At 44.8% G+C, this 22,812-nt stretch carries 22 protein-coding genes; 18 read left to right on the plus strand and 4 right to left on the minus strand.

Features of this window, described 5'->3' with window-relative positions:
- The first annotated feature begins 8 nt into the window (after positions 1-8).
- The 11 genes from ytfJ to LJF29_RS00825 all read left to right on the plus strand — a co-directional run bounded on the left by ytfJ (position 9) and on the right by LJF29_RS00825 (position 10,281).
- Positions 9-458: a GerW family sporulation protein gene (gene ytfJ, locus LJF29_RS00780; protein ID WP_010335299.1), complete on the plus strand. Its 450-nt coding sequence runs from the start codon at positions 9-11 to the stop codon at positions 456-458.
- Positions 459-567: 109 nt separating this feature from the next.
- Positions 568-1,071 (plus strand): thiol peroxidase, encoded by a 504-nt coding sequence (gene tpx / locus LJF29_RS00785; protein ID WP_229146499.1) that lies wholly within the window; start codon positions 568-570, stop codon positions 1,069-1,071.
- Between the two features lie 61 nt (positions 1,072-1,132).
- Positions 1,133-2,119 (plus strand): class I SAM-dependent methyltransferase, encoded by a 987-nt coding sequence (locus LJF29_RS00790; protein ID WP_229146500.1) that lies wholly within the window; start codon positions 1,133-1,135, stop codon positions 2,117-2,119.
- Positions 2,120-2,461: 342 nt separating this feature from the next.
- Positions 2,462-3,649 carry an acetate kinase gene (locus tag LJF29_RS00795; protein ID WP_010335295.1) on the plus strand — a complete coding sequence of 396 codons (1,188 nt, stop codon included), beginning with the start codon at positions 2,462-2,464 and terminating at the stop codon, positions 3,647-3,649.
- A gap of 82 nt (positions 3,650-3,731) precedes the next feature.
- Positions 3,732-4,244, plus strand: a complete 513-nt coding sequence (locus LJF29_RS00800) for a MogA/MoaB family molybdenum cofactor biosynthesis protein (protein ID WP_229146502.1) — start codon at positions 3,732-3,734, stop codon at positions 4,242-4,244.
- Positions 4,245-4,411: 167 nt separating this feature from the next.
- Positions 4,412-5,623, plus strand: a complete 1,212-nt coding sequence (locus LJF29_RS00805) for an argininosuccinate synthase (RefSeq protein ID WP_010335293.1) — start codon at positions 4,412-4,414, stop codon at positions 5,621-5,623.
- On the plus strand, positions 5,620-7,005 hold the full coding sequence (argH, locus tag LJF29_RS00810) for an argininosuccinate lyase (RefSeq protein ID WP_229146503.1): 1,386 nt from the start codon (positions 5,620-5,622) through the stop codon (positions 7,003-7,005). Before LJF29_RS00805 ends, argH begins: the two co-directional genes overlap by 4 nt.
- Before the next feature lie 64 nt (positions 7,006-7,069).
- Positions 7,070-7,201: a hypothetical protein gene (locus LJF29_RS21155; protein WP_010335290.1), complete on the plus strand. Its 132-nt coding sequence runs from the start codon at positions 7,070-7,072 to the stop codon at positions 7,199-7,201.
- A 128-nt stretch (positions 7,202-7,329) separates the two neighbouring features.
- On the plus strand, positions 7,330-8,097 hold the full coding sequence (locus LJF29_RS00815) for an SDR family oxidoreductase (RefSeq protein WP_010335289.1): 768 nt from the start codon (positions 7,330-7,332) through the stop codon (positions 8,095-8,097).
- A gap of 63 nt (positions 8,098-8,160) precedes the next feature.
- Positions 8,161-8,844 (plus strand): metal-dependent hydrolase, encoded by a 684-nt coding sequence (locus LJF29_RS00820; RefSeq protein ID WP_010335288.1) that lies wholly within the window; start codon positions 8,161-8,163, stop codon positions 8,842-8,844.
- Between the two features lie 117 nt (positions 8,845-8,961).
- Positions 8,962-10,281, plus strand: a complete 1,320-nt coding sequence (locus LJF29_RS00825) for a CBS domain-containing protein (RefSeq protein WP_010335287.1) — start codon at positions 8,962-8,964, stop codon at positions 10,279-10,281.
- A 19-nt stretch (positions 10,282-10,300) separates the two neighbouring features.
- Here the strand turns inward: LJF29_RS00825 and LJF29_RS00830 are convergent, their stop codons facing one another.
- On the minus strand, positions 10,301-10,603 hold the full coding sequence (locus LJF29_RS00830; RefSeq protein WP_010335286.1) for a YtpI family protein: 303 nt from the start codon (positions 10,601-10,603) through the stop codon (positions 10,301-10,303).
- 130 nt (positions 10,604-10,733) lie between these two features.
- On the opposite strand from LJF29_RS00830, the gene nrnA reads away from it, so the two are divergent.
- Positions 10,734-11,675 (plus strand): bifunctional oligoribonuclease/PAP phosphatase NrnA, encoded by a 942-nt coding sequence (gene nrnA / locus LJF29_RS00835; protein WP_229146504.1) that lies wholly within the window; start codon positions 10,734-10,736, stop codon positions 11,673-11,675.
- A 17-nt stretch (positions 11,676-11,692) separates the two neighbouring features.
- On the opposite strand, the gene LJF29_RS00840 is transcribed toward nrnA, so the two are convergent.
- The 3 genes from LJF29_RS00840 to ytrH form a co-directional block, all read right to left on the minus strand.
- Entirely contained in the window at positions 11,693-11,884 is a 192-nt protein-coding gene (locus LJF29_RS00840) for a hypothetical protein (protein ID WP_010335284.1), read from the minus strand.
- Positions 11,885-11,984: 100 nt separating this feature from the next.
- Positions 11,985-12,488: a sporulation membrane protein YtrI gene (ytrI, locus tag LJF29_RS00845; protein WP_010335283.1), complete on the minus strand. Its 504-nt coding sequence runs from the start codon at positions 12,486-12,488 to the stop codon at positions 11,985-11,987.
- Positions 12,485-12,826, minus strand: a complete 342-nt coding sequence (gene ytrH, locus LJF29_RS00850) for a sporulation membrane protein YtrH (protein ID WP_010335282.1) — start codon at positions 12,824-12,826, stop codon at positions 12,485-12,487. The genes ytrI and ytrH overlap by 4 nt, the downstream gene beginning before the upstream one ends.
- Positions 12,827-12,966: 140 nt before the next feature.
- Between ytrH and dnaE the strand changes: the two genes are divergently transcribed.
- From dnaE to pyk, 6 genes are all read left to right on the plus strand, one after another.
- Positions 12,967-16,314 carry a DNA polymerase III subunit alpha gene (gene dnaE / locus LJF29_RS00855; protein ID WP_229146505.1) on the plus strand — a complete coding sequence of 1,116 codons (3,348 nt, stop codon included), beginning with the start codon at positions 12,967-12,969 and terminating at the stop codon, positions 16,312-16,314.
- Positions 16,315-16,450: 136 nt separating this feature from the next.
- Positions 16,451-17,683, plus strand: coding sequence for an NADP-dependent malic enzyme (gene maeB, locus LJF29_RS00860; protein WP_168748510.1), 1,233 nt, complete (start codon positions 16,451-16,453; stop codon positions 17,681-17,683).
- A 333-nt stretch (positions 17,684-18,016) separates the two neighbouring features.
- Positions 18,017-18,889 (plus strand): acetyl-CoA carboxylase, carboxyltransferase subunit beta, encoded by an 873-nt coding sequence (gene accD / locus LJF29_RS00865; protein ID WP_010335280.1) that lies wholly within the window; start codon positions 18,017-18,019, stop codon positions 18,887-18,889.
- A complete protein-coding gene (gene accA, locus LJF29_RS00870) occupies positions 18,874-19,851 on the plus strand; it encodes an acetyl-CoA carboxylase carboxyl transferase subunit alpha (protein WP_229146507.1) in 978 nt (325 codons plus the stop codon). The genes accD and accA overlap by 16 nt, the downstream gene beginning before the upstream one ends.
- 185 nt (positions 19,852-20,036) lie before the next feature.
- The gene (gene pfkA, locus LJF29_RS00875; RefSeq protein ID WP_010335278.1) at positions 20,037-20,996 is read left to right on the plus strand and encodes a 6-phosphofructokinase; all 960 of its coding nucleotides are present in this window, start codon (positions 20,037-20,039) and stop codon (positions 20,994-20,996) included.
- Between the two features lie 43 nt (positions 20,997-21,039).
- Positions 21,040-22,797: a pyruvate kinase gene (gene pyk, locus LJF29_RS00880; RefSeq protein ID WP_010335277.1), complete on the plus strand. Its 1,758-nt coding sequence runs from the start codon at positions 21,040-21,042 to the stop codon at positions 22,795-22,797.
- Positions 22,798-22,812: the final 15 nt, after the last annotated feature.

The following is a 22,812-nucleotide window of genomic DNA, read 5'->3' on the forward strand; positions in this document are numbered from 1 at the left end:
AAGCGTATATGGCAGACCATCCCATCCAAGGTTTAATGAAAACAGCAATGGAAAACTTGAAGGAAATGATTGATGTTAACACAATCATCGGAGATCCGGTTGAAACACCGGATGGAAGCGTGATTTTAACCGTTTCTAAAGTTGGGTTCGGATTCGCCGCAGGCGGCAGCGAGTTTGGCGGCAAACCGGCTGTGAAAAAATCGGAAGACGATGAAACAAGAGAGCAGAAACTACCCTTCGGAGGCGGAAGCGGGGGCGGTGTGTCTATTACACCGATCGCGTTTTTAATTGTCGGTTCGACTGGCATCAGAATGCTTCATTTAGATGAAAATACTCATTTGATTGAGAAAATTCTGGACGCAGCCCCTCAAACACTGGAGCGCATACAGCAAATGTTTAAGAAAAATAACAAGAATCAAAACCAAGGCCAAAATCAAATGAACAATATGAATTATTAAAGAAGGGTTAACTGCGGCGGCCGCAGTTAACTTTTTTTTGGCATATACTTTGCAGTTTGCAAGAAACTTTACTATGATAGAGACATACATACAAAAGGGAGGAATTATAATGGCTGAAATTACATTCAAAGGCGGTCCGGTTACGCTTGTCGGACAAGAAGTGAAAGTAGGAGATCAAGCCCCTGATTTCACAGTGCTGACTAACAGCCTTGAAGAAAAATCGTTAGCTGACATGAAAGGAAAAGTAACGATTATTTCTGTTATCCCTTCAATTGACACAGGCGTTTGCGATGCGCAAACCCGCCGCTTTAACGAAGAGGCTGCAAAGCTTGGGGAAGTCAATGTTTATACAATCAGTGCAGACCTTCCATTTGCACAGGCGCGCTGGTGCGGAGCAAACGGAATTGACAAAGTAGAAACTCTGTCAGACCACAAAGACATGTCATTTGGCGAAGCGTTCGGTGTGTATATAAAAGAACTTCGTCTGCTTGCGCGTTCCGTATTTGTGCTTGATGAGAACGGAAAAGTCGTTTACGCTGAATATGTAAGCGAAGCAACGAACCACCCGAATTATGAAGAGCCGATTGAGGCTGCCAAGGCATTATTGAAGTAAGCAGGTGAAAAAAGCTCCAGGCTGCCGCCGGAGCTTTTTTCATGGCAAGGAGGAACACATTATGCAAAACGATCATGTAGGTGCGGTATACGAGCTGCTGGATGATGCAGCGATTATCATAAAAAATGAATTGCAGATTTCATATATAGAAGCGCTTGCCGAAGCAGGAGAAATGTATTTTCTTCAAAAAGCGGATCAGCTGAAGCTGCCGAATGAGAAGGCTGAAAAGCTTAAAGCGCTGCTTGAAAAAGCCAAATTTGACACATATGAGCACGAGTGGGTGCGAAAAGTATTCCAGCTTGCCGTCTTAAAGGGATTAAAGGATATATCCCATCCAAACAGACAAATGACGCCAGACACTATCGGACTGTTTATCAGTTACTTGGTAAATAAGTTTATGGCAGGGAAAAAGGATGTTACACTTCTTGATCCGGCTGTTGGAACGGGAAATCTTCTGTTCACCGTGTTAAACCAGCTGTCAGAGAATACGGCGAAAAGCTATGGCGTAGAAATAGATGACGTGCTTTTGAAAATTGCCTATGGCCAGGCGAACCTTCTGAAAAAAGAGCTGGAACTGTTCCATCAGGACAGCCTCGAGCCGCTGTTTATCGATCCGGTTGACACAGTGATATGCGATCTGCCGGTTGGCTATTATCCGAATGAAGAGGGGGCAAAAGCCTTTGAACTGAAAGCGGATGAAGGCCATTCCTTCGCTCATCATTTGTTTATTGAGCAAAGCGTCAAGCATACGAAACCCGGCGGCTACCTGTTCTTTATGATTCCGAATCATTTGTTTGAAAGCTCTCAAAGCGACAAGCTGAAGCAGTTTTTCAAGGACAAGGTTCATATTAATGCACTATTGCAGCTGCCAAAATCAATTTTTAAAGACGAAGCCCATGCCAAAAGTATTCTTGTGCTTCAGAAAACAGGTGAAGAGACGAAAGCGCCGAACCAAATTTTGCTTGCGAATCTGCCGTCCTTCTCCAACCAGAAGGCGATGCTCGACATGATGGCACAAATAGATGCGTGGTTTACAAAGGAAAAATAGAAAAATGAAAACAGTTTGAGCTCCGTCTGAGGAAGCTTAAGCTGTTTTTTTGTATGAACATCAGGGGAAAGATAGACGAATTGAATAGGGTTTCAACACACAAAATACGAAAGGAGAAACTGCAGGATGAAAGCGTTAATCAATGTTTTGCGTATAGGTAATGTGTCTGAAAATAACGACTTCTTTTTGTAAGCGTTATCAATACGCAAGTTGACTTGAAAAGCCGACATGACAATGTTTAAATGGAAAAGTCAGATATTTTTCGGGAGAAATTGATGATTTCACCGGGAAAAAAGTACGAAAAACGAAGATGTTGATACAGAGTAAAAAGGAGCGTCAATCATGTCCAAAATTATTGCAATTAACGCAGGAAGCTCGTCTTTGAAATTTCAGCTTTTCGAAATGCCTTCAGAAAAAGTTTTAACGAAGGGCTTAGTTGAACGAATCGGTATCGCCGACAGTGTGTTCACGATTTCTGTAAACGGCGAAAAAAATACAGAAGTAACTGATATACCTGATCATGCGGTAGCGGTTAAAATGCTGCTGAATAAGCTGACAGAATTCGGCATTATCAAAGATTTAAATGAAATTGACGGAATTGGACACCGCGTGGTACACGGCGGAGAAAAATTCAGTGATTCCGTTTTATTAACTGACGAAACAATTCAGGAGATTGAAGATATTTCTGAATTGGCGCCGCTGCACAACCCGGCAAATATCGTTGGAATTAAAGCCTTCAAAGAAGTGCTTCCAAATGTTCCTGCGGTTGCTGTTTTTGATACGGCATTCCACCAAACAATGCCTGAGCAGTCTTACCTGTACAGCCTGCCATACGAATACTATGAAAAATTCGGTATCCGTAAATACGGCTTCCACGGCACTTCACATAAATATGTGACGGAGCGTGCGGCAGAGCTTCTCGGCCGTCCGTTAAAAGATTTACGCCTGATTTCCTGCCACCTTGGCAACGGTGCAAGTATTGCGGCTGTTGAAGGCGGAAAATCAATTGATACATCTATGGGCTTCACGCCGCTTGCGGGTGTGGCAATGGGTACACGCTCTGGAAACATCGACCCTGCCCTGATCCCATACATTATGGAGAAAACGGGCCAAACCGCTGACGAAGTACTGAATACATTAAACAAAAAAAGCGGACTGCTTGGCATCTCCGGTTTCTCAAGCGATCTTCGTGACATCGTTGAAGCAACGAAACAAGGTAATGAGCGCGCGGAAACTGCGCTTGAAGTCTTCGCGAGCCGTATCCACAAATACATCGGTTCTTACGCTGCCAGAATGAGCGGTGTTGATGCGATCATCTTTACTGCCGGTATCGGTGAAAACAGCGTAGAAGTCAGAGAACGCGTTCTTCGCGGTCTGGAATTTATGGGCGTATACTGGGATCCTGCGCTTAATAACGTACGCGGTGAGGAAGCGTTCATCAGCTACCCTCATTCTCCAGTAAAAGTTATGATCATTCCGACTGATGAAGAAGTCATGATTGCACGTGACGTTGTTCGTTTAGCTAAATAATGCAAAAAAGCGCACATTCTCTTGAATGTGCTTTTTTGTTGAAGCATGATAAAGGTAGACAAAAATACAAAGAGGTGAGCCAATGAGTGTTCAAGAGCATAAACAAGAGGCACCCGATATTGTCCGGTGCAAAGTGATTACGGTCAGTGATACGAGAACGGAAGAAACGGATAAAAGCGGCAGGCTGATGATCTCATTTTTAGAAGAAGCCGGCCATCAGATTGCTGCATATGAAATTGTAAAAGACGAAAAGGATGCCCTGCAGCAAGCTGTCTTAGCGGGCTGCATGGATGATCAGACGGACGCGGTTCTCTTAAACGGAGGGACAGGCATAGCAAATCGGGACGTCACCATTGAAGCCATTACGCCGCTGTTTTCGAAAGAGCTGCCCGGCTTTGGAGAAGTATTCAGGATGCTCAGTTATACAGAGGATATCGGCTCCGCCGCGATCATGTCGAGAGCCACTGCCGGCGTTATCCAACACACAGCCATTTTTTCAACGCCAGGCTCCAGCGGTGCGGTAAAGCTGGCGATGAATAAGCTGATTATTCCGGAGCTCGCCCATGTGGTCAGAGAAATCAGAAAAGACAAGTAAATGAATAAATACTACGAAACTTCACCTGAAAAATGGGTGAAGTTTTTTTAATAAAAGGCTTGAAAAAAAGGAGCTTACTTGTTAAAGTGTATACATACAAAATGTATTTTTATTAAATATAATTTATTTTTATACAAAAGAAACAGGGTTGAGAGGAGATATTTATTATGGCAGAACAGAAAAAAGTCGTATTAGCATACTCAGGGGGTCTCGATACTTCCGTCGCGATAAAATGGCTCCAAGAGCAAGGGTATAATGTTATCGCCTGCTGCCTGGACGTCGGCGAAGGCAAGGATTTGGCGTTTGTTCAGCAAAAAGCGTTGGAAGTCGGCGCAACAAATTCTTACGTGATTGATGCAAAAGAAGAATTCGCCCAGGATTACGCGCTGTTATCTTTGCAGGCTCACACGATGTATGAAGGAAAATATCCGCTCGTGTCCGCATTGTCTCGTCCGCTTATTGCAAAAAAATTAGTCGAGATCGCAGAAAAAGAAGAGGCACAGGCGATTGCGCACGGATGCACAGGAAAAGGAAATGACCAGGTGCGTTTTGAGGTATCAATTAAATCTTTGAATCCTGACCTTGAAGTCATCGCCCCAGTTCGGGAATGGCAATGGTCTCGTGAAGAAGAAATCGAATATGCGGCAAGCCGCGGCATTCCGATTCCGATCAATCTTGACAGCCCGTATTCCATTGACCAAAATCTTTGGGGACGCGCAAATGAGTGCGGCATTTTAGAAGATCCGTGGGCCGCTCCGCCAGAAGGAGCATACGACCTTACAGCGCCGCTGGAAAAAACACCGGATACACCGGAAGTCATTGAAATCGCATTTGAACAAGGTGTGCCTGTATCCATCGACGGCGTCTCTTACTCCCTTTCTGAATTAATCTTAAAACTGAACGAAATTGCAGGTGCGCATGGTGTCGGACGTATCGATCACGTGGAAAACCGCCTTGTCGGCATTAAATCCCGTGAAGTATACGAATGCCCGGGTGCGATAACACTTATCAAAGCACACAAGGAACTGGAAGATTTGACATTAGTGAAAGAGGTCGCGCACTTTAAACCGGCGATCGAACAAAAGCTGTCAGAAATCATTTACAACGGCTTATGGTTCTCGCCTTTAAAAGACGCGCTGCACGCTTTCTTAAAAGAAACGCAAAAACACGTTACAGGCATCGTTCGCGTGAAGCTGTTTAAAGGCCATGCCATTGTAGAGGGGCGTAAATCAGAATACTCTCTATATGATGAAAAACTTGCAACATATACAAAAGACGATGCGTTTGACCACCATGCGGCAATCGGATTTATCGAGCTTTGGGGACTTCCGACAAAAGTGAACAGCATCGTGAAAAAGAAGGAGCAGATTAAAGCATGAAGAAGCTTTGGGGAGGCCGATTCCAAAAAACACCTGAAAAATGGGTCGACGAATTCGGCGCGTCCATATCATTTGACCAACATTTAGTCACTGAAGACATTACAGGGTCTCTCGCACATGCTGCCATGCTGAAAAAATGCGGTATCCTGACAGAAGAAGAAGAGATGAAAATCCGTGAGGGACTGAAAATCCTTTTGCAAAAAGCAGAAGACGGGGCATTAGAGTTCTCAGTTGATTATGAAGATATTCATTTAAACATTGAGAAAATGCTCATTGACGAAATCGGCCCTCTCGGCGGCAAGCTGCATACCGGAAGAAGCCGGAATGACCAGGTGGCAACTGACATGCATTTGTACCTGAAAAACCATGTCGCCCATATTATCGAGCTGATAGAGGCATTCCAAGGCGCGCTCATTGATAAAGCAGAAGCAAATGTTGAAACCATTCTGCCGGGCTACACTCATCTTCAGCGCGCCCAGCCGATTTCATTCGCTCACCATCTGCTTGCGTATTTCTGGATGCTGGAGCGCGACAAGGAACGTTTTCAGGATTCAATGAAGCGGATCAACAAATCTCCGCTCGGCTGCGGAGCGCTCGCGGGTACCACCTTCCCGATCGATCGTGAGTATTCAGCAGAGCTGCTCGGCTTTGATTCCATTTATGAAAACAGCCTCGACGGCGTCAGCGACAGAGATTTCATTTTGGAATTTTTAAGCAACAGCAGCATGCTGATGATGCACCTTTCCCGTTTCTCTGAAGAAATCATTCTGTGGTGCTCCCAGGAGTTTAAATTCATCGAGCTAGACGATACGTACGCAACAGGAAGCAGCATGATGCCGCAGAAGAAAAACCCGGATATGGCTGAGCTGATTCGGGGCAAAACGGGGCGCGTATACGGTGACATGATGGGGCTGTTTACGATCATGAAAGGCCTTCCGCTCGCTTATAACAAAGACCTGCAGGAAGATAAAGAAGGCATGTTTGACACGGTGAAAACGGTCGAAGGCAGCCTGCAAATCTTCACAGGCATGATTCAAACAATGACTGTTAACAAAGACATCATGAAGCAAGCGACAAAACAAGACTTTTCAAATGCGACCGAACTGGCTGATTATTTAGCGAAGAAAGGAATGCCATTCAGAGAAGCGCACGAAGTGGTTGGAAAGCTTGTGTACACATGCATCGAAAAAGGTATCTATTTAAGTGACATGCCGTTTGACGATTTTCAGAAGGCGAGCGATCTCTTCGAGGATGATATATACAATGTTTTGGACCCTTATCATGCGGTCGAAAAAAGAATGAGCGCAGGAGGCACGGGCTTCAAACAAGTAGAGCAGGCACTTGTAAAAGCGAAAGCTTGCGTGGCAGCCGGAGTTTGTTAAAATTTCCTTTATAAAATCCCGTCATAACAGCCAACCTACCTCTATAATGATGGGAGGCAGAAGGATGAAAAAAGAACCGGAACGCTATATTTATGATGAACAAGAAAGCCAGGAGACAACAAGGCTCATTTCCGAAGCATATCAAAGCGGTTATGTGGATATCCCGGATCAAGAGCCTTCATCTTCTGCGGAATAAGCTGTCTGTTAAAGACAGCTTTTTTTGTATGGCAAAGTGTAAAAAGTGATATTGACGGCCTTTTATAGTAAAGTAGAAGAAGAAACACTTTATTGAAAAGCGGCGACGTTGCTTTGGGAGGTATTGATGTGCGACATGCTTTAATTACTGCCGGTTCGAAGGGATTAGGCCGCAAAGTGACTGAAACATTGCTTGCAAAGGGGTATTCAGTAACAGTGAATTACAGGCAGGATGAAGAGGCTGTCAGCCGCCTGAAGGAAGCCTGTCCTGACTATCTTGACCGGCTGCAATTTGTAAAAGGTGATGTCACCAAAAAAGAGGATTTGCTGCGCATAGCAGACGCTGCCTTGGACCGTTTCGGGAGAATCGACTTTTTGATTAACAACGCGGGGCCATACATATTTGAACGAAAAAAGTTAGCCGATTATACCGATGACGAATGGTACGGTATGCTGGAAGGAAATTTAAGCGCTGTCTTTCATTTATTCAAAGCAGTTATTCCGGTCATGAGAAAACAGCAATTCGGGCGTATCATCACGTACGGATTTCAAGGCGCGGCACACGCACCCGGCTGGCTTCACCGCTCCGCTTTCGGCGCCGCAAAAGTGGGGTTGGCTTCTTTAACAAAAACAATTGCGATCGAAGAAGCTGAATCGGGCATAACCGCTAATATGGTTTGCCCGGGCGACATTGTCGGCGACATGAAGGAAGCGTCAATAGAGGAAGCCAGACAGCGTATCGGCAAAGAAAAAACGCCGATAGGAAGATCCGGCACCGGTGAAGATATCGCCAGAATCATTGCCTTTTTGTGCGAAGAGAACTCAGACCTGGTGACAGGAACTGTGATTGAAGCAACCGGGGGCCTCAATGTCATTAATAAGAATCAATCCACATAAGTTTTTCAGCATCTTAAAAAGGGAAAATGAAATCACCAAATACAAAGTGACGAGGTGAAGGAAATGAAAGTAACGTATCACGGACATTCTGTAGTTGCAGTAGAAACGAATAATCATCATATTTTATTTGACCCGTTTTTGACAGGAAATTCGTTAACCGATTTAAAACCTGAGGATGCAAAAGCGGACGCTATCTTATTGACTCACGGCCACAATGACCACGTGGGCGACACTGAGCAAATCGCAAAGCAAAATAACGCACTGGTTGTGGCACCGAATGAGCTGGCTGTATATTTGGGATGGAAAGGGTTAAATGTTCACCCCATGCACATCGGCGGCTCCCATCAGTTTGATTTTGGGAAAGTGAAGCTTACACAGGCCTTTCATGGATCTGCCATCACTGACGAAGAAAATAAAACGATCACCTACACAGGCATGCCATCCGGCATTCTGCTGACTGTTGAGGGCAAAACGATCTTCCACGCCGGCGATACGGCTCTTTTCTCTGACATGAAGCTGATCGGGGAACTGAACCATATTGATCTTGCCTTCTTGCCGATTGGCGACAACTTTACGATGGGGCCTGAAGACGCCAAGCTAGCTGCAGAATGGCTGCGGGCAAAACAAGTTGTACCGGTTCATTACAATACATTCCCGGTCATCGAGCAAGACCCGGAAGCATTTGCAGACAGCCTGCCGGGCGGAGTCGGAAAAGTCATGGCCGTCGGTGAAACGATTGAGCTTTAAACGCTGAAAGCATCTCCTGAAAATCAGGAGATGCTTTTTATTTTCCTGCCTCATTGCGAATCAATCATCCGAGCCCTTATAATAAAAGCAGAAGACTGTCCCTTAGAGGTGAAAGGTTTGGCAACTAAGCATGAACAAATTTTAACATATATTGATTCGCTGCCTGTCGGTGAAAAAATCTCTGTGCGGAGAATCGCAAAGGAAATGAAAGTAAGCGAAGGCACGGCGTACAGAGCGATCAAGGAAGCAGAGAATAAAGGCTTTGTCAGTACGATTGAACGTGTCGGAACAATCAGAATTGAACAAAAGAAAAAAGAAAATATCGAAAAGCTTACATATGCTGAGGTTGTAAACGTCATAGACGGACAAGTGCTCGGAGGCCGGGCGGGGCTCCATAAGACATTGAATAAATTTGTCATAGGCGCAATGGAGCTGGACGCGATGATGCGGTATACGGCAGCCGGGAATCTTTTGATTGTCGGAAATCGAATCAATGCACACAGACAGGCACTTGAGGCAGGCGCCGCTGTACTCGTAACGGGCGGATTTAACACAGATGACAGCATCGTGCAGCTGGCAGACGAGCTTGAGCTGCCGATTTTATCCACGAGCTATGACACCTTTACAGTCGCCGCTATGATTAACCGGGCGATTTATGACCAGCTGATCAAAAAAGAAATCGTTCTGGTGGAGGACATTTTAACGCCCGCTGACCGTACGATATATCTTTCACCTAAGGATAAACTTGAAAAATGGTACGAGAAAAATTTTGAAACGGGCCATGGGCGGTTCCCGGTTGTCGACGAACAAATGAAAATCCACGGGATCTTGACTTCGAAAGATATTGCAGGTCACGACCGGAATGCGCCCATTGAAAAAGTCATGACAAAAAATCCGGTTACGGTTATTGGAAAAACGTCTGTCGCCTCAGCGGCGCAAATGATGGTATGGGAAGGGATCGAAGTGCTCCCCGTCACTGACGGACATCAAAAGCTGATTGGCATGATCAGCCGCCAAGACGTGCTGAAAGCTCTTCAAATGATTCAAAAGCAGCCTCAAGTCGGGGAAAAGCTTGATGATATTGTCTCAAGAGGATTTAAAGATGAGGATGATGATAAACAGGATCAGACGGTTTATCAGTATGAAGTAACACCGCAAATGACAAATCAGCTGGGGACGATTTCTTATGGCGTGTTTACGACCATTTTGACGCAAGCGGCCAATCGGTTTTTGCGCTCGAAAAAACGCGGCGAACTAGTGATAGAAAGCATCACCATTTTCTTTTTGAAGCCTGTGCAGATGGAGTCGGTCATCGAAGTCAAGCCGCGCATTTTAGAGGCTGGAAGAAAGTTCGGAAAAATGGAAGTTGAAGTGCACAGCCAAGGCCACATCGTGTCTAAAGCAATGCTGATGGTTCAGCTGATGGAAAGAAGCTAAGGGACGTCTCAGGCGCCCCTTACGCGTGATCTCTTTCAGCTTCTTTGGCGTGAAGGGGATTGTAATGGCTGTAGGCTTTATAACCTGCCCATGCGCTTCCGGCTCCGATGACGATAAAGATCCCGCCGATTACTAACGTTAAAACTGAATGGAATAATATCATTTGATTGAGTCCGTAAAACAGCACCAGCGATCCTAATGCCATGCTGGATTTTGCTGAAAAGATTTCTTTTTCCAAAGATTGCTTTGTCCGTACGCCTTTTACTTTATAGTACACATAAAAGCAGGCTGAAAGCCCAATCAAAAAAACAAGAACCAGCATAAATGAAATCCTCCATCGTAAAAGTTTACAAACCCATTCTATACAAAAACGGGCTTGGTTTTGACGTTATTTTTCTTTTCCGTCGGCAGAGAATGTGATTTAATGAAAAAAAACAATAAAGGAGTATCAAATGAAAACAGAATTGATCAGAACCATATCATTATATGACACGATTATCTTACATAGACATGTGCGCCCTGACCCGGATGCCTACGGATCTCAGTGCGGACTTACGGAAATCCTGCGTGAAACGTATCCTGAAAAAAATATTTTTGCGGTCGGCACGCCAGAACCGTCCCTCTCTTTCTTATATACCCTCGATGAGGTGGACGATGAAACATATAAAGGCGCCCTTGTGATCGTCTGCGATACGGCAAATCAGGAAAGAATCGACGATCAGCGTTATTTATCAGGCGCCAAACTAATGAAAATCGACCACCATCCGAACGAAGATCCTTACGGCGATCTTCTGTGGGTCGATACGAATGCAAGCTCAGTAAGTGAAATGATTTACGAGCTGTATTTAGAAGGAAAAGAGCACGGCTGGAAGCTGAATACAAAAGCCGCAAAGCTGATCTATGCCGGCATTGTCAGTGATACCGGACGCTTCTTATTTCCAAATACAACGGAAAAAACATTACAATATGCAGGCGAGCTTATTAAGTATCCGTTCTCTTCTTCAGAGCTGTTTAATCATTTGTATGAAACAAAACTGAATGTGGTGAAGCTTAACGGCTATATCTTTCAAAATGTGTCTTTGTCTGAAAATGGCGCTGCTTCTGTTTTCATCAAAAAGGACACTCTGGAAATGTTCAACACAACAGCTGCTGAAGCGTCGCAGCTTGTCGGGACGCTTGGAAATATCTCGGGCATTCGCGCATGGGTGTTTTTCGTAGAAGAAGACGATCAAATCAGAGTCAGATTCCGTTCAAAGGGGCCTGTCATTAACGGACTCGCCCGGAAATATAACGGCGGAGGGCATCCTCTGGCTTCAGGCGCCTCCATTTACAGCTGGGATGAAGCGGAACAGATTTTAGCTGATCTGGAGACGTTATGTAAAGAACACAAGTAGAGGGGAGACCCTCTCTCTTAGTGTTCATCTGTGACGGGGATGAACCAGCAGCCGAACTCAGTAAGGTCCTCGTAGACTTGGAGATTATGAGATTGAAGTTCTTTTTTGATGAGGGAAGCGAGTGAGTTTGTTTCGGCATATGCAGAAAAACCTTGTCTGAGTCGGGCTGCTTGATCTTTTGCTAATTGACGGTCACTGTAAACCTCCATTTCCCTTCCTCCTCCTTTCGCTATTAAGCCTCATTTATAGTTTATAAAAAAGAATGGGAAAAAGCGACAGGAGTTTGAAAAATTTAAGAAAATTCCATATTTACGTCGCGAATGATATTTCAATTTCTACAGAAAGCCTTGTGTAAATAATTAATTCCTTGACAGCTGCCTCATATTTTTTTTCATTGATCGTATAGACTTTATTTTCAATTGTCCGTTTTAAAAGCTCCTTCGTTTTATAGACGCTTTCTATATCCTTTGTAATGACCTCTGAAATATCATCCTTCACATGCTCCTCGAATTTTGTTTTATCCGGCTGCGAGATTTTGTATTTTTCTCCATTTAATAATTTCACATCGACGCTTTGAATAAGCAGTTTTCTTTTATTGTCTTCATTTAGTTTGTGGAGGTCTTCCTGATAGATGGAAATTTGGTTGTTCAAGTCTTTGACGTGCTCTTTTTGTTTTTCGATGAGGGAAACCTGCTCCTCTTGGAATGTTCCGTATGTAAACAGGAAAAAAAACCAGCTGATCACGGCTCCGCACATCATACCAGCAAAAAAACGCTGCCATCCCGGTTTTTTGTAATGCTGCGGCACCCTCATGAAGAAATATGCTCCTGCGTCAGCCATGAAATAATAAGCCAGCCGCTTTGCGCCCCGCCCATGGCCGAGATAATCAGAAGAATCTGCTTGAATAAATCTCTCGTATTGCCTTCAAGAATACCCCGTTCAAAGCTGTATACCGCATCAAATGTACCTCCGATAGCGGCGACCAGCGCCCAAATTTTTAATCTGTTCGCAAGCTTTGAAATAACCGTAAGCGGGGCTTCGCCTGCCAAATATGCTCCAAGGCCTCCGATGAGTGCGCCTCCGATCAGCACCCCTAATGCAATAAAATAACTGTTGATAAAATTCACCATAAAGCCAGCTTCCTGATCCATCTTAATCACCTCACCTTTTATATCATATTGAGCTTTCGGGACAAGTATGATGAGGACTCGAAAAAGAACATTTGTTTCTTTTGAAAACCCGACTTATAATGAAGAAAGAAATGGATCGTAATGGAGAAAGAGGTGATAGCATGTCTTTTGTTCACCTGCAAGTGCATAGCGGGTACAGCCTGCTGAACAGCGCCGCGTCTGTGGAAGAGCTCGTCAGTGAAGCTGACAGGCTCGGATATGGGTCTTTGGCGCTGACAGATGATCATGTCATGTACGGAGCTATTCAATTTTATAAAGCATGCAAGGCGAGGGGGATTAACCCGATTATCGGCTTGACGGCTTCTGTTTTCACAGATGATGACGAGCTCGAAGCCTACCCGCTCGTCCTGCTGGCAAAATCAAATACAGGCTATCAAAACCTGCTGAAGATCAGCAGCGTCCTGCAATCGAAATCAAAAAACGGCCTGAAGCCAAAATGGCTTAACAGCTATCGCGAAGGTATTATCGCAATTACCCCCGGCGAGAAGGGCTATATTGAAATGCTGCTTGAAGGAGGTCTGTTTGACCAAGCCGCTCAAGCAGCACTTCATTTTCAGTCTATATTCGGAAAAGGCGCTTTTTATTTATCCTTTCAGCCGTTTAAAGAAAATAAATTCTTATCTGAGCAAATCCTCCGGCTGTCTGAAGAAACGGGTATTCCGGTCACGGCGACAGGCGATGTTCATTACATTAGGAAAGAAGATCAGGCTGCCTATCGCTGTTTGAAAGCGATAAAGTCAGGTGAAAAACTTACTGAGGCATCAAACGAAGAGATGCCGGATCTCGATTTGAAATCCATTGATGAAATGCGTGTTCTATATCAAGAGCATCCTGAGGCATTGCAAGCATCTGTTGAGATTGCAGAACAATGCCGGGTTGACGTCAGCCTCGGACAGACCCGCCTGCCGTCATTTCCGACTCCAGATGGTACGTCCGCGGATGATTATTTGACGGATGTTTGTATGACAGGGCTCCGCAGCCGCTTTGATACACCTGACGAACGGTATATTCGACGACTTCAATATGAGCTTGATGTCATCAAGCGAATGAAGTTCAGCGATTATTTTCTGATCGTATGGGATTTTATGAAGCACGCCCACGAAAAAGGGATTGTGACAGGACCGGGAAGGGGTTCTGCGGCGGGATCGCTCGTGGCTTATGTTCTCTATATCACGGACGTTGACCCGATCAAGCATCACCTGTTATTTGAGAGGTTTTTAAACCCGGAGCGAATCAGTATGCCGGATATTGATATCGACTTTCCGGATACGAGAAGGGACGAGGTCATTCAATACGTCCAGCAGAAATATGGCGCCATGCACGTCGCCCAAATTATTACCTTCGGGACGCTGGCGGCAAAAGCAGCGCTTCGGGACGTCGGAAGGGTATTCGGTGTAAGCCCGAAGGAAGCGGATCAGCTTGCGAAGCTCATTCCTTCAAGGCCGGGCATGACCTTGGATGATGCGAGAAAACAATCACCGGAGCTGAATAAGCGTCTCAGTGAGTCAAGTCTGCTTCAGCAAGTCTTTACGATTGCCAGAAAAATAGAAGGTCTTCCAAGGCATACGTCAACCCACGCGGCCGGCGTTGTCTTGAGTGAGGAACCGTTAACAGATGTTGTCCCGCTTCAGGAAGGACATGAAGGGATCTATTTAACGCAATACGCGATGGATCACCTCGAAGATCTGGGCCTTTTGAAAATGGATTTCTTAGGCTTGCGCAACCTGACACTCATCGAGTCCATCACGTCAATGATTGAAAAAGAAAAAAATATGAAAATAGATCTTTCGAGTATTTCTTATCAAGACGAAAAAACATTCTCTCTGCTGTCAAAAGGGGATACGACAGGGATTTTTCAGCTTGAATCCTCAGGAATGAGAAGCGTTCTGAAAAGGCTTAAGCCCTCAGGATTAGAAGATATTGTCGCGGTAAACGCGCTGTACCGGCCCGGCCCGATGGAAAACATTCCGTTATTTATCGACCGTAAGCATGGGCGCGTGCCGGTCCATTATCCCCACGAAGATTTAAGAGAGATATTGGAAGATACGTATGGCGTCATCGTTTATCAAGAGCAAATTATGGTGATTGCGTCACGTATGGCAGGATTTTCTTTAGGAGAGGCGGACCTGCTCAGACGTGCAGTCAGCAAAAAAAAGAAAGACATTCTTGACCGAGAGCGAAGCCATTTTGTTGAAGGGTGCTTAAAAAAGGAGTATTCTGTAGACACTGCAAATGAAGTCTACGATTTAATCGTCAAATTCGCAAACTATGGCTTCAACAGAAGCCATGCGGTGGCATACAGCATGATCGGCTGCCAGCTTGCTTATTTGAAGGCTCATTATCCTTTATATTTTATGTGCGGATTGCTTACAAGCGTCATTGGCAATGAGGATAAAATAGCTCAATATCTATACGAAGCGAAGGGGAGCGGGATTCGTATCCTTCCTCCGTCAGTGAACAAAAGCAGTTATCCGTTTACAGTTGAAGACGGAGCTGTCAGGTACAGCCTCCGTGCGATAAAAAGTGTAGGCGTCTCAGCAGTCAAAGATATATATAAAGCCAGAAAAGAGAAACCATTCGAAGATCTTTTCGACTTCTGCTTTCGTGTGCCGTCAAAAAGCGTAAACCGCAAAACGCTTGAAGCGCTCATATTTTCTGGTGCAATGGATGAATTCGCTCAAAACCGGGCCACACTGCTCGCATCGATTGACGTTGCGTTAGAGCATGCCGAGCTTTTCGCCGCGGACGATGACCAAATGGGATTGTTTTTAGATGAATCGTTTTCCATTAAACCGAAGTATGTGGAGACCGAGGAGCTCCCGCTTGTGGATATTCTTGCATTTGAAAAAGAAACGCTCGGTATTTATTTTTCAAATCATCCGCTCTCTGCCTTCCGAAACCAGCTGACAGCGCACGGAGCGGTATCCATTCAGCAGGCTCAGCAGACTGTTAAAAAGCAGGTTTCACTCGGTGTCCTGCTGACGAAAATCAAAACGATTCGGACAAAAACAGGTCAAAACATGGCGTTTTTAACGTTAAGCGATGAGACCGGTGAGATGGAAGCCGTTGTGTTCCCTGAACAATTCAGACAGCTTTCTCCCGTTTTAAGAGAGGGCGCTCTATTGTTCACAGCAGGGAAATGTGAAATCAGGCAGGAAAAAGCCCAGTTTATTATGTCCAGAGCGGAATTGCTGGAAAATATGAATGCTGAAAAAGCGCCATCGGTTTATATTAAAATAGAAAGCAGTCAGCAAAGTCAGGAGATCCTGACAAAGATAAAGCGCATTTTGCTGGAGCATAAGGGGGAAACCGGCGTTTATCTCTATTATGAAAGGCAAAAACAGACGATAAAGCTTCCTGAGGAGTTCCATATCGAGGCGGATCACCAGGTGTTATACCGCTTAAAAGAGCTGTTAGGTCAAAAAAACGTCGTTTTAAAACAGTGGTAACCATTCTCTTTTTGTTATACAATTGGAGCAATTATGTTACTCTGTTTAAATATTCTGATAGATCAACTCCGCAGAATGCAGCAATCAATGCAGCAGCATACGAATCAAAAAATTTCATTAAGGAGTGTTTAGGAGAATGTCATTAAGAGAAGAAGCATTACATCTGCATAAAGTGAACCAGGGAAAACTCGAATCCAAATCTAAAGTAGAGGTTAAAAATGCGAAAGATTTAAGCCTTGCTTATTCCCCGGGTGTAGCAGAACCATGTAAGGATATTCATGAAGACATTAACAAAGTATATGATTATACAATGAAGGGGAACATGGTAGCAGTTGTGACAGACGGTACAGCTGTGCTCGGCCTTGGAAATATCGGCCCTGAAGCCGCACTCCCTGTAATGGAAGGTAAAGCCGTTCTTTTCAAAAGCTTTGCCGGCGTAGACGCGTTCCCAATTGCTTTGGGCACAAATGATGTTGATAAAATCGTTGAAACCGTTAAATTGCTTGAACCGACATTTGGCGGTGTCAACCTTGAAGATATTGCGGCGCCAAACTGCTTCATCATTGAAGAGCGTCTGAAAAAAGAAACGAACATCCCGGTTTTCCATGATGATCAGCACGGCACAGCGATTGTAACAGTAGCGGGCCTTGTAAACGCGCTGAAATTGTCTGGAAAATCCATGTCTTCCATTAAAGTTGTGGCTAACGGAGCCGGTGCTGCAGGTATTGCGATCATCAAGCTTCTTTACCATTTCGGCGTGCGCGACATCGTGATGTGCGATTCAAAAGGAGCCATTTATGAAGGGCGTCCGAACGGTATGAACGATGTTAAAAACGAAGTGGCGAAATTCACAAACCAAGACCGTAAAGACGGCTCTTTGAAAGATGTGATCGCTGGTGCTGACGTATTTATCGGTGTGTCTGTCGAAGGCGCACTAACAAAAGAAATGGTACAAAGCATGGCGAAAGATCCGATCATTTTCGCAATGGCAAACCCGAATCCGGAAATTATGCCGGAAGATGCGCGTGAAGCTGGTGCGAGCGTTATCGGAACAGGCCGTTCAGATTTCCCGAACCAAGTAAACAATGTGCTTGCCTTCCCGGGCATTTTCCGCGGAGCACTTGACGTGCGCGCAACTCACATTAACGAAGAAATGAAGATTGCAGCGGTTGAAGCCATTGCTTCACTCGTATCAGAAGATGAGCTTAGCCCTGAGTACGTCATCCCTGCACCGTTTGATAAACGTGTTGCGCCTGCTGTGGCTAAGGCTGTGGCAAAAGCGGCGATGGAAACAGGAGTGGCAAGAATTACTGTAGATCCTGAAGAAGTTGCAGAAAAAACCAGGAAACTTACGATTATTGGCGAATAATTTTAATTCATTCCAAAAATGGCAGCGCGTTGGCGGAGACCGGCGCGCTGTTCTCAAGTTAAACTTGCGGCTGAAATTTTTTTGGGGTCAGGTCTTAAAAAAAATTCAGCCGAGTTTAACATGAGTTTTGAATACGTTACCAACCTTGCTGTTTCAACGACTTCTTAGGTTTATCATGAGCTGTTCGCATACCTCTGCGGATAGAAAGTTGTCGAATTGAGGATGACAGCGTTTGACAAAAAAAGTACAATAGTTTCGGTAAAGTTATTAGCAAGTCTATCTGTCTGGATGGCATGCGGTGAAGAGAACCCTTCACAAAAGGGAGGTAATCATTTGTTAAAGGATATATTCACTAAAAAGAAAAAGTATGCTTCCGTACCGTCAGAACAAGCGAAGCACGATGTTCCGGAAGGCATTATGACAAAATGTCCTAAGTGTAAAAAAATCATGCTCACTAAAGAGTTGGATAAAAATATGCGGGTATGCATGAACTGCGATTATCATTTCCCGATGAACGCAAAACAGCGTATCGAAAGCTTGATGGATGAAAAGTCCTTTGAAGAATTCAATCAGGGGATGTTATCGGAAAACCCGCTCGGTTTCCCGGGATATCTGGAAAAGCTTGAAAAGGATCGCGAGAAAACATCCTTAAACGAGGCTGTTGTAACAGGCAAGGGCACGATCGGGGGATTTCCTGCTGTTGTCGCGGTAATGGATTCTACATTCCGAATGGGCAGCATGGGCTCTGTCGTCGGCGAAAAAATCACGCTTGCGATTGAAAAAGCAAAAGCGGATAAAGTTCCGTTTATTATTTTTACTGCTTCCGGCGGTGCAAGGATGCAGGAAGGCATATTAAGCCTTATGCAAATGGCAAAGACAAGCTCTGCCTTAAAATTATTCAGTGAGGAACAGGGTCTCATTATCTCAGTCATGACGCACCCGACTACCGGCGGGGTATCTGCAAGCTTTGCTTCTCTTGGCGATTATAATTTCGCGGAGCCTGGCGCGCTGATCGGTTTTGCCGGAAGAAGGATTATCGAACAGACAATAGGCGAAAAACTGCCGGAGGACTTCCAAACAGCGGAATTCTTATTAAAACATGGACAGCTTGATGCGGTTATTCACCGCGACGACATGAAAAAAACGTTAGAAAATCTGCTGGATATGCATCAAACAGGAGGTGACATTGAGTGGCTGCAAGATTAGAATTTGAAAAACCGGTGATTGAGTTGCAAACCAAAATCGCCGAATTGAAGAAATTCACCCAGGATTCGGAAATGGATCTGAGTGCAGAAATCGAACGGCTCGAAGACCGTCTAGCTAAGCTTCAGGATGATATTTATAAAAATCTGAAGCCTTGGGACCGGGTTCAAATCGCACGTCTGCCGGACCGTCCGACAACACTTGATTATATTCAATACCTGTTTACAGACTTTTTTGAATGTCATGGAGACAGAGCGTACGGAGACGATGAAGCCATTGTCGGCGGTATTGCCAAGTTTCACGGCCTGCCTGTGACAGTTATCGGTCATCAGCGCGGGAAAGACACGAAGGAAAACCTTGTCCGCAACTTTGGAATGCCTCATCCTGAGGGCTATCGTAAAGCGCTTCGTCTGATGAAACAGGCTGATAAATTTAACAGACCGATTATCTGTTTTATTGACACGAAGGGGGCATACCCTGGACGAGCAGCTGAAGAAAGAGGACAAAGCGAAGCAATTGCCAAAAACCTCTTTGAAATGGCCGGCCTGAGAGTGCCTGTTATTTGTATCGTCATCGGCGAAGGCGGAAGCGGCGGAGCTCTGGGTTTAGGTGTGGGCAACCACTTGCATATGCTAGAAAACTCTACTTATTCTGTTATTTCTCCTGAAGGTGCTGCGGCACTCCTATGGAAGGACTCCAGTCTTGCCAAAAAAGCAGCGGAAACCATGAAAATCACTGCGCCAGACTTAAAGGAATTAGGAATTATAGATCATATGATAAAAGAAGTAAAAGGCGGAGCGCACCACGATATTAAGCTGCAGGCAAGCTACATGGATGAAACCCTTAAACAATCGTTAAAGACTTTGCTGAAGCTGAATGAAGAAGAATTAATTCAGCAGCGCTATGAAAAATACAAAGCAATTGGGAAAGTATCGATTGAAGATCAATATATCGGGGTAAACTAAATAAACGTGAAGCCTTTGGCTCACGTTTATTTTTTGTGACATTCCTTAAATTTTATTTAAAAACAATTTATTTAATTGTATAATAGGTAAGGTTTCATAGGGAGGATGGAGATCCCTTTTCATTGTTTTTAGGGCAATGATCATGTTATGTTTTAATCATATATGTTTGCTGAGGTGAATGGAGAATGAAACGTATAGGGGTATTAACGAGCGGCGGGGATTCCCCGGGAATGAATGCAGCAGTTCGCGCAGTTGTCAGAAAAGCGATTTATCATGACGTTGAAGTTTACGGCATTTATAACGGATACTCAGGATTGATCAACGGAAAGATTGAAAAGCTAGAGCTCGGTTCTGTAGGTGATATTATTCATCGCGGAGGAACAAAGCTTTATACAGCAAGATGTCCTGAATTCAAAACGGTTGAAGGCCGTGAAAAAGGGATAGAAAACTTGAAGAAGCTTGGTATCGAAGGGCTTGTCGTTATCGGTGGAGACGGCTCATACATGGGTGCGAAAAAATTAACAGAGCACGGGTTTCCATGTGTAGGTGTACCGGGTACAATTGATAATGACATTCCGGGTACTGATTTTACAATCGGTTTCGACACAGCTTTAAATACAGTAATTGACGCAATTGATAAGATTCGCGATACAGCGACTTCACATGAACGTACATATGTGATCGAAGTAATGGGCCGCCACGCCGGTGATATTGCATTATGGGCCGGACTTGCAGGCGGTGCGGAATCAATCTTGATTCCTGAGGCTGATTACGACATGCACGAAATCATTGCCCGACTAAAACGCGGTCATGAGCGCGGGAAGAAACACAGTATTATTATCGTTGCCGAAGGGGTAGGCAGCGGTGTTGAATTCGGGAAACGCATTGAAGAAGAAACAAATCTTGAAACTAGGGTATCGGTATTAGGCCATATCCAGCGCGGCGGTTCTCCAAGTGCTGCTGACCGTGTTCTGGCAAGCCGACTTGGCGCGTATGCGGTTGAACTGCTGCTTGAAGGAAAAGGCGGACGCTGTGTAGGTATACAAAACAATAAGCTTGTAGACCATGATATTATAGAAATACTGGATAAAAAACACACAGTTGAGCAAAACATGTATCAGCTTTCAAAAGAACTGTCTATTTAAGACTGCAGCAGAAGGCTGAAGATTTTAGAAGGAAGTGAACGAATTGAGAAAAACAAAAATTGTTTGTACCATCGGTCCGGCAAGTGAAAGTATTGAAATGCTTACGAAATTAATGGAGTCAGGAATGAATGTGGCTCGTTTGAATTTTTCTCACGGAGATTTTGAGGAGCACGGAGCACGTATTAAAAATATCCGCGAAGCGAGCAAAAAACTCGGCAAAAACGTTGGAATCCTGCTTGATACAAAAGGCCCTGAAATCCGTACACATACAATGGAAAACGGCGCTATTGAGCTTGAAACAGGCAAAGAGCTTATCGTTTCAATGGACGAGGTAATTGGAACAACTGATAAAATTTCAGTGACGTATGAAGGTTTAGTAGAGGACGTTGAAAAAGGCTCAACGATTCTTTTAGATGACGGACTTATCGGTCTTGAGGTACTTGAAGTGAATGCCGCTAAACGCGAAATCAAAACAAAAGTACTAAACAACGGAACACTGAAAAACAAAAAAGGCGTTAACGTACCGGGTGTCAGCGTCAATCTTCCTGGTATTACTGAGAAAGACGCGAGAGACATCGTTTTCGGTATTGAGCAAGGGGTAGATTTCATCGCTGCGTCTTTTGTACGCCGTTCTACTGACGTGCTTGAAATCCGTGAACTTCTTGAGGAGCATAACGCTCAGGATATTCAAATTATCCCTAAAATTGAAAACCAAGAGGGCGTAGACAACATCGATTCTATTCTCGAAGTGTCTGACGGCTTAATGGTTGCGCGCGGAGACTTAGGTGTGGAGATTCCTGCTGAAGAAGTGCCGCTCGTGCAAAAAGAACTGATCAAAAAATGCAACGCACTGGGCAAACCGGTTATTACAGCCACACAAATGCTTGATAGCATGCAGCGCAACCCGCGTCCGACTCGTGCGGAAGCGAGTGACGTCGCAAACGCAATTTTCGACGGCACAGATGCAATCATGCTTTCTGGTGAAACAGCTGCCGGAAACTATCCGGTTGAAGCGGTTCAAACGATGCACAATATCGCATCACGTTCTGAAGAGGCGCTGAATTACAAAGAGATTCTTTCAAAACGCAGAGACCAAGTAGGCATGACGATTACTGATGCAATTGGCCAATCTGTTGCACATACAGCCATTAACTTGAATGCTACTGCGATTGTGACTCCGACTGAAAGCGGCCATACAGCGCGTATGATTGCTAAATACCGCCCGCAGGCACCGATTGTCGCTGTGACTGTAAATGAGTCTGTTTCCAGAAAGCTCGCTCTTGTATCCGGCGTTTTCGCAGAAAGCGGTCAAAATGCAAGCTCAACTGATGAGATGCTGGAAGATGCTGTGCAAAAATCATTACACAGCGGAATTGTGAAAAATGGTGATCTGATCGTCATTACAGCAGGCACTGTCGGTGAGTCAGGAACAACGAATTTGATGAAAGTTCATACTGTCGGCAATATCATCGCTAAAGGCCAAGGTATCGGACGCAAATCAGCTTATGGTCCGGTTGTCATTGCGCAAAACGCGAAAGAAGCCGAACAAAAAATGACTGACGGCGCGGTTTTGGTTACAACTAGCACTGACCGTGACATGATCGCGTCTCTTGAAAAAGCGTCTGCTCTAATTACAGAAGAGGGCGGCTTGACAAGCCATGCTGCAGTAGTCGGATTAAGCCTCGGCATTCCGGTTATTGTTGGTTTGGAAAATGCGACATCCATTTTGACAGAAGGCCAGGATATTACGGTTGACGCTTCTAGAGGAGCAGTCTACCAAGGCCGTGCGAGTGTACTTTAATCACATCTGAAAAGG

The organism is Bacillus sp. LBG-1-113 (assembly GCF_020708615.1).
GTDB classification, from domain to species: Bacteria; Bacillota; Bacilli; order Bacillales; family Bacillaceae; genus Bacillus; species Bacillus mojavensis.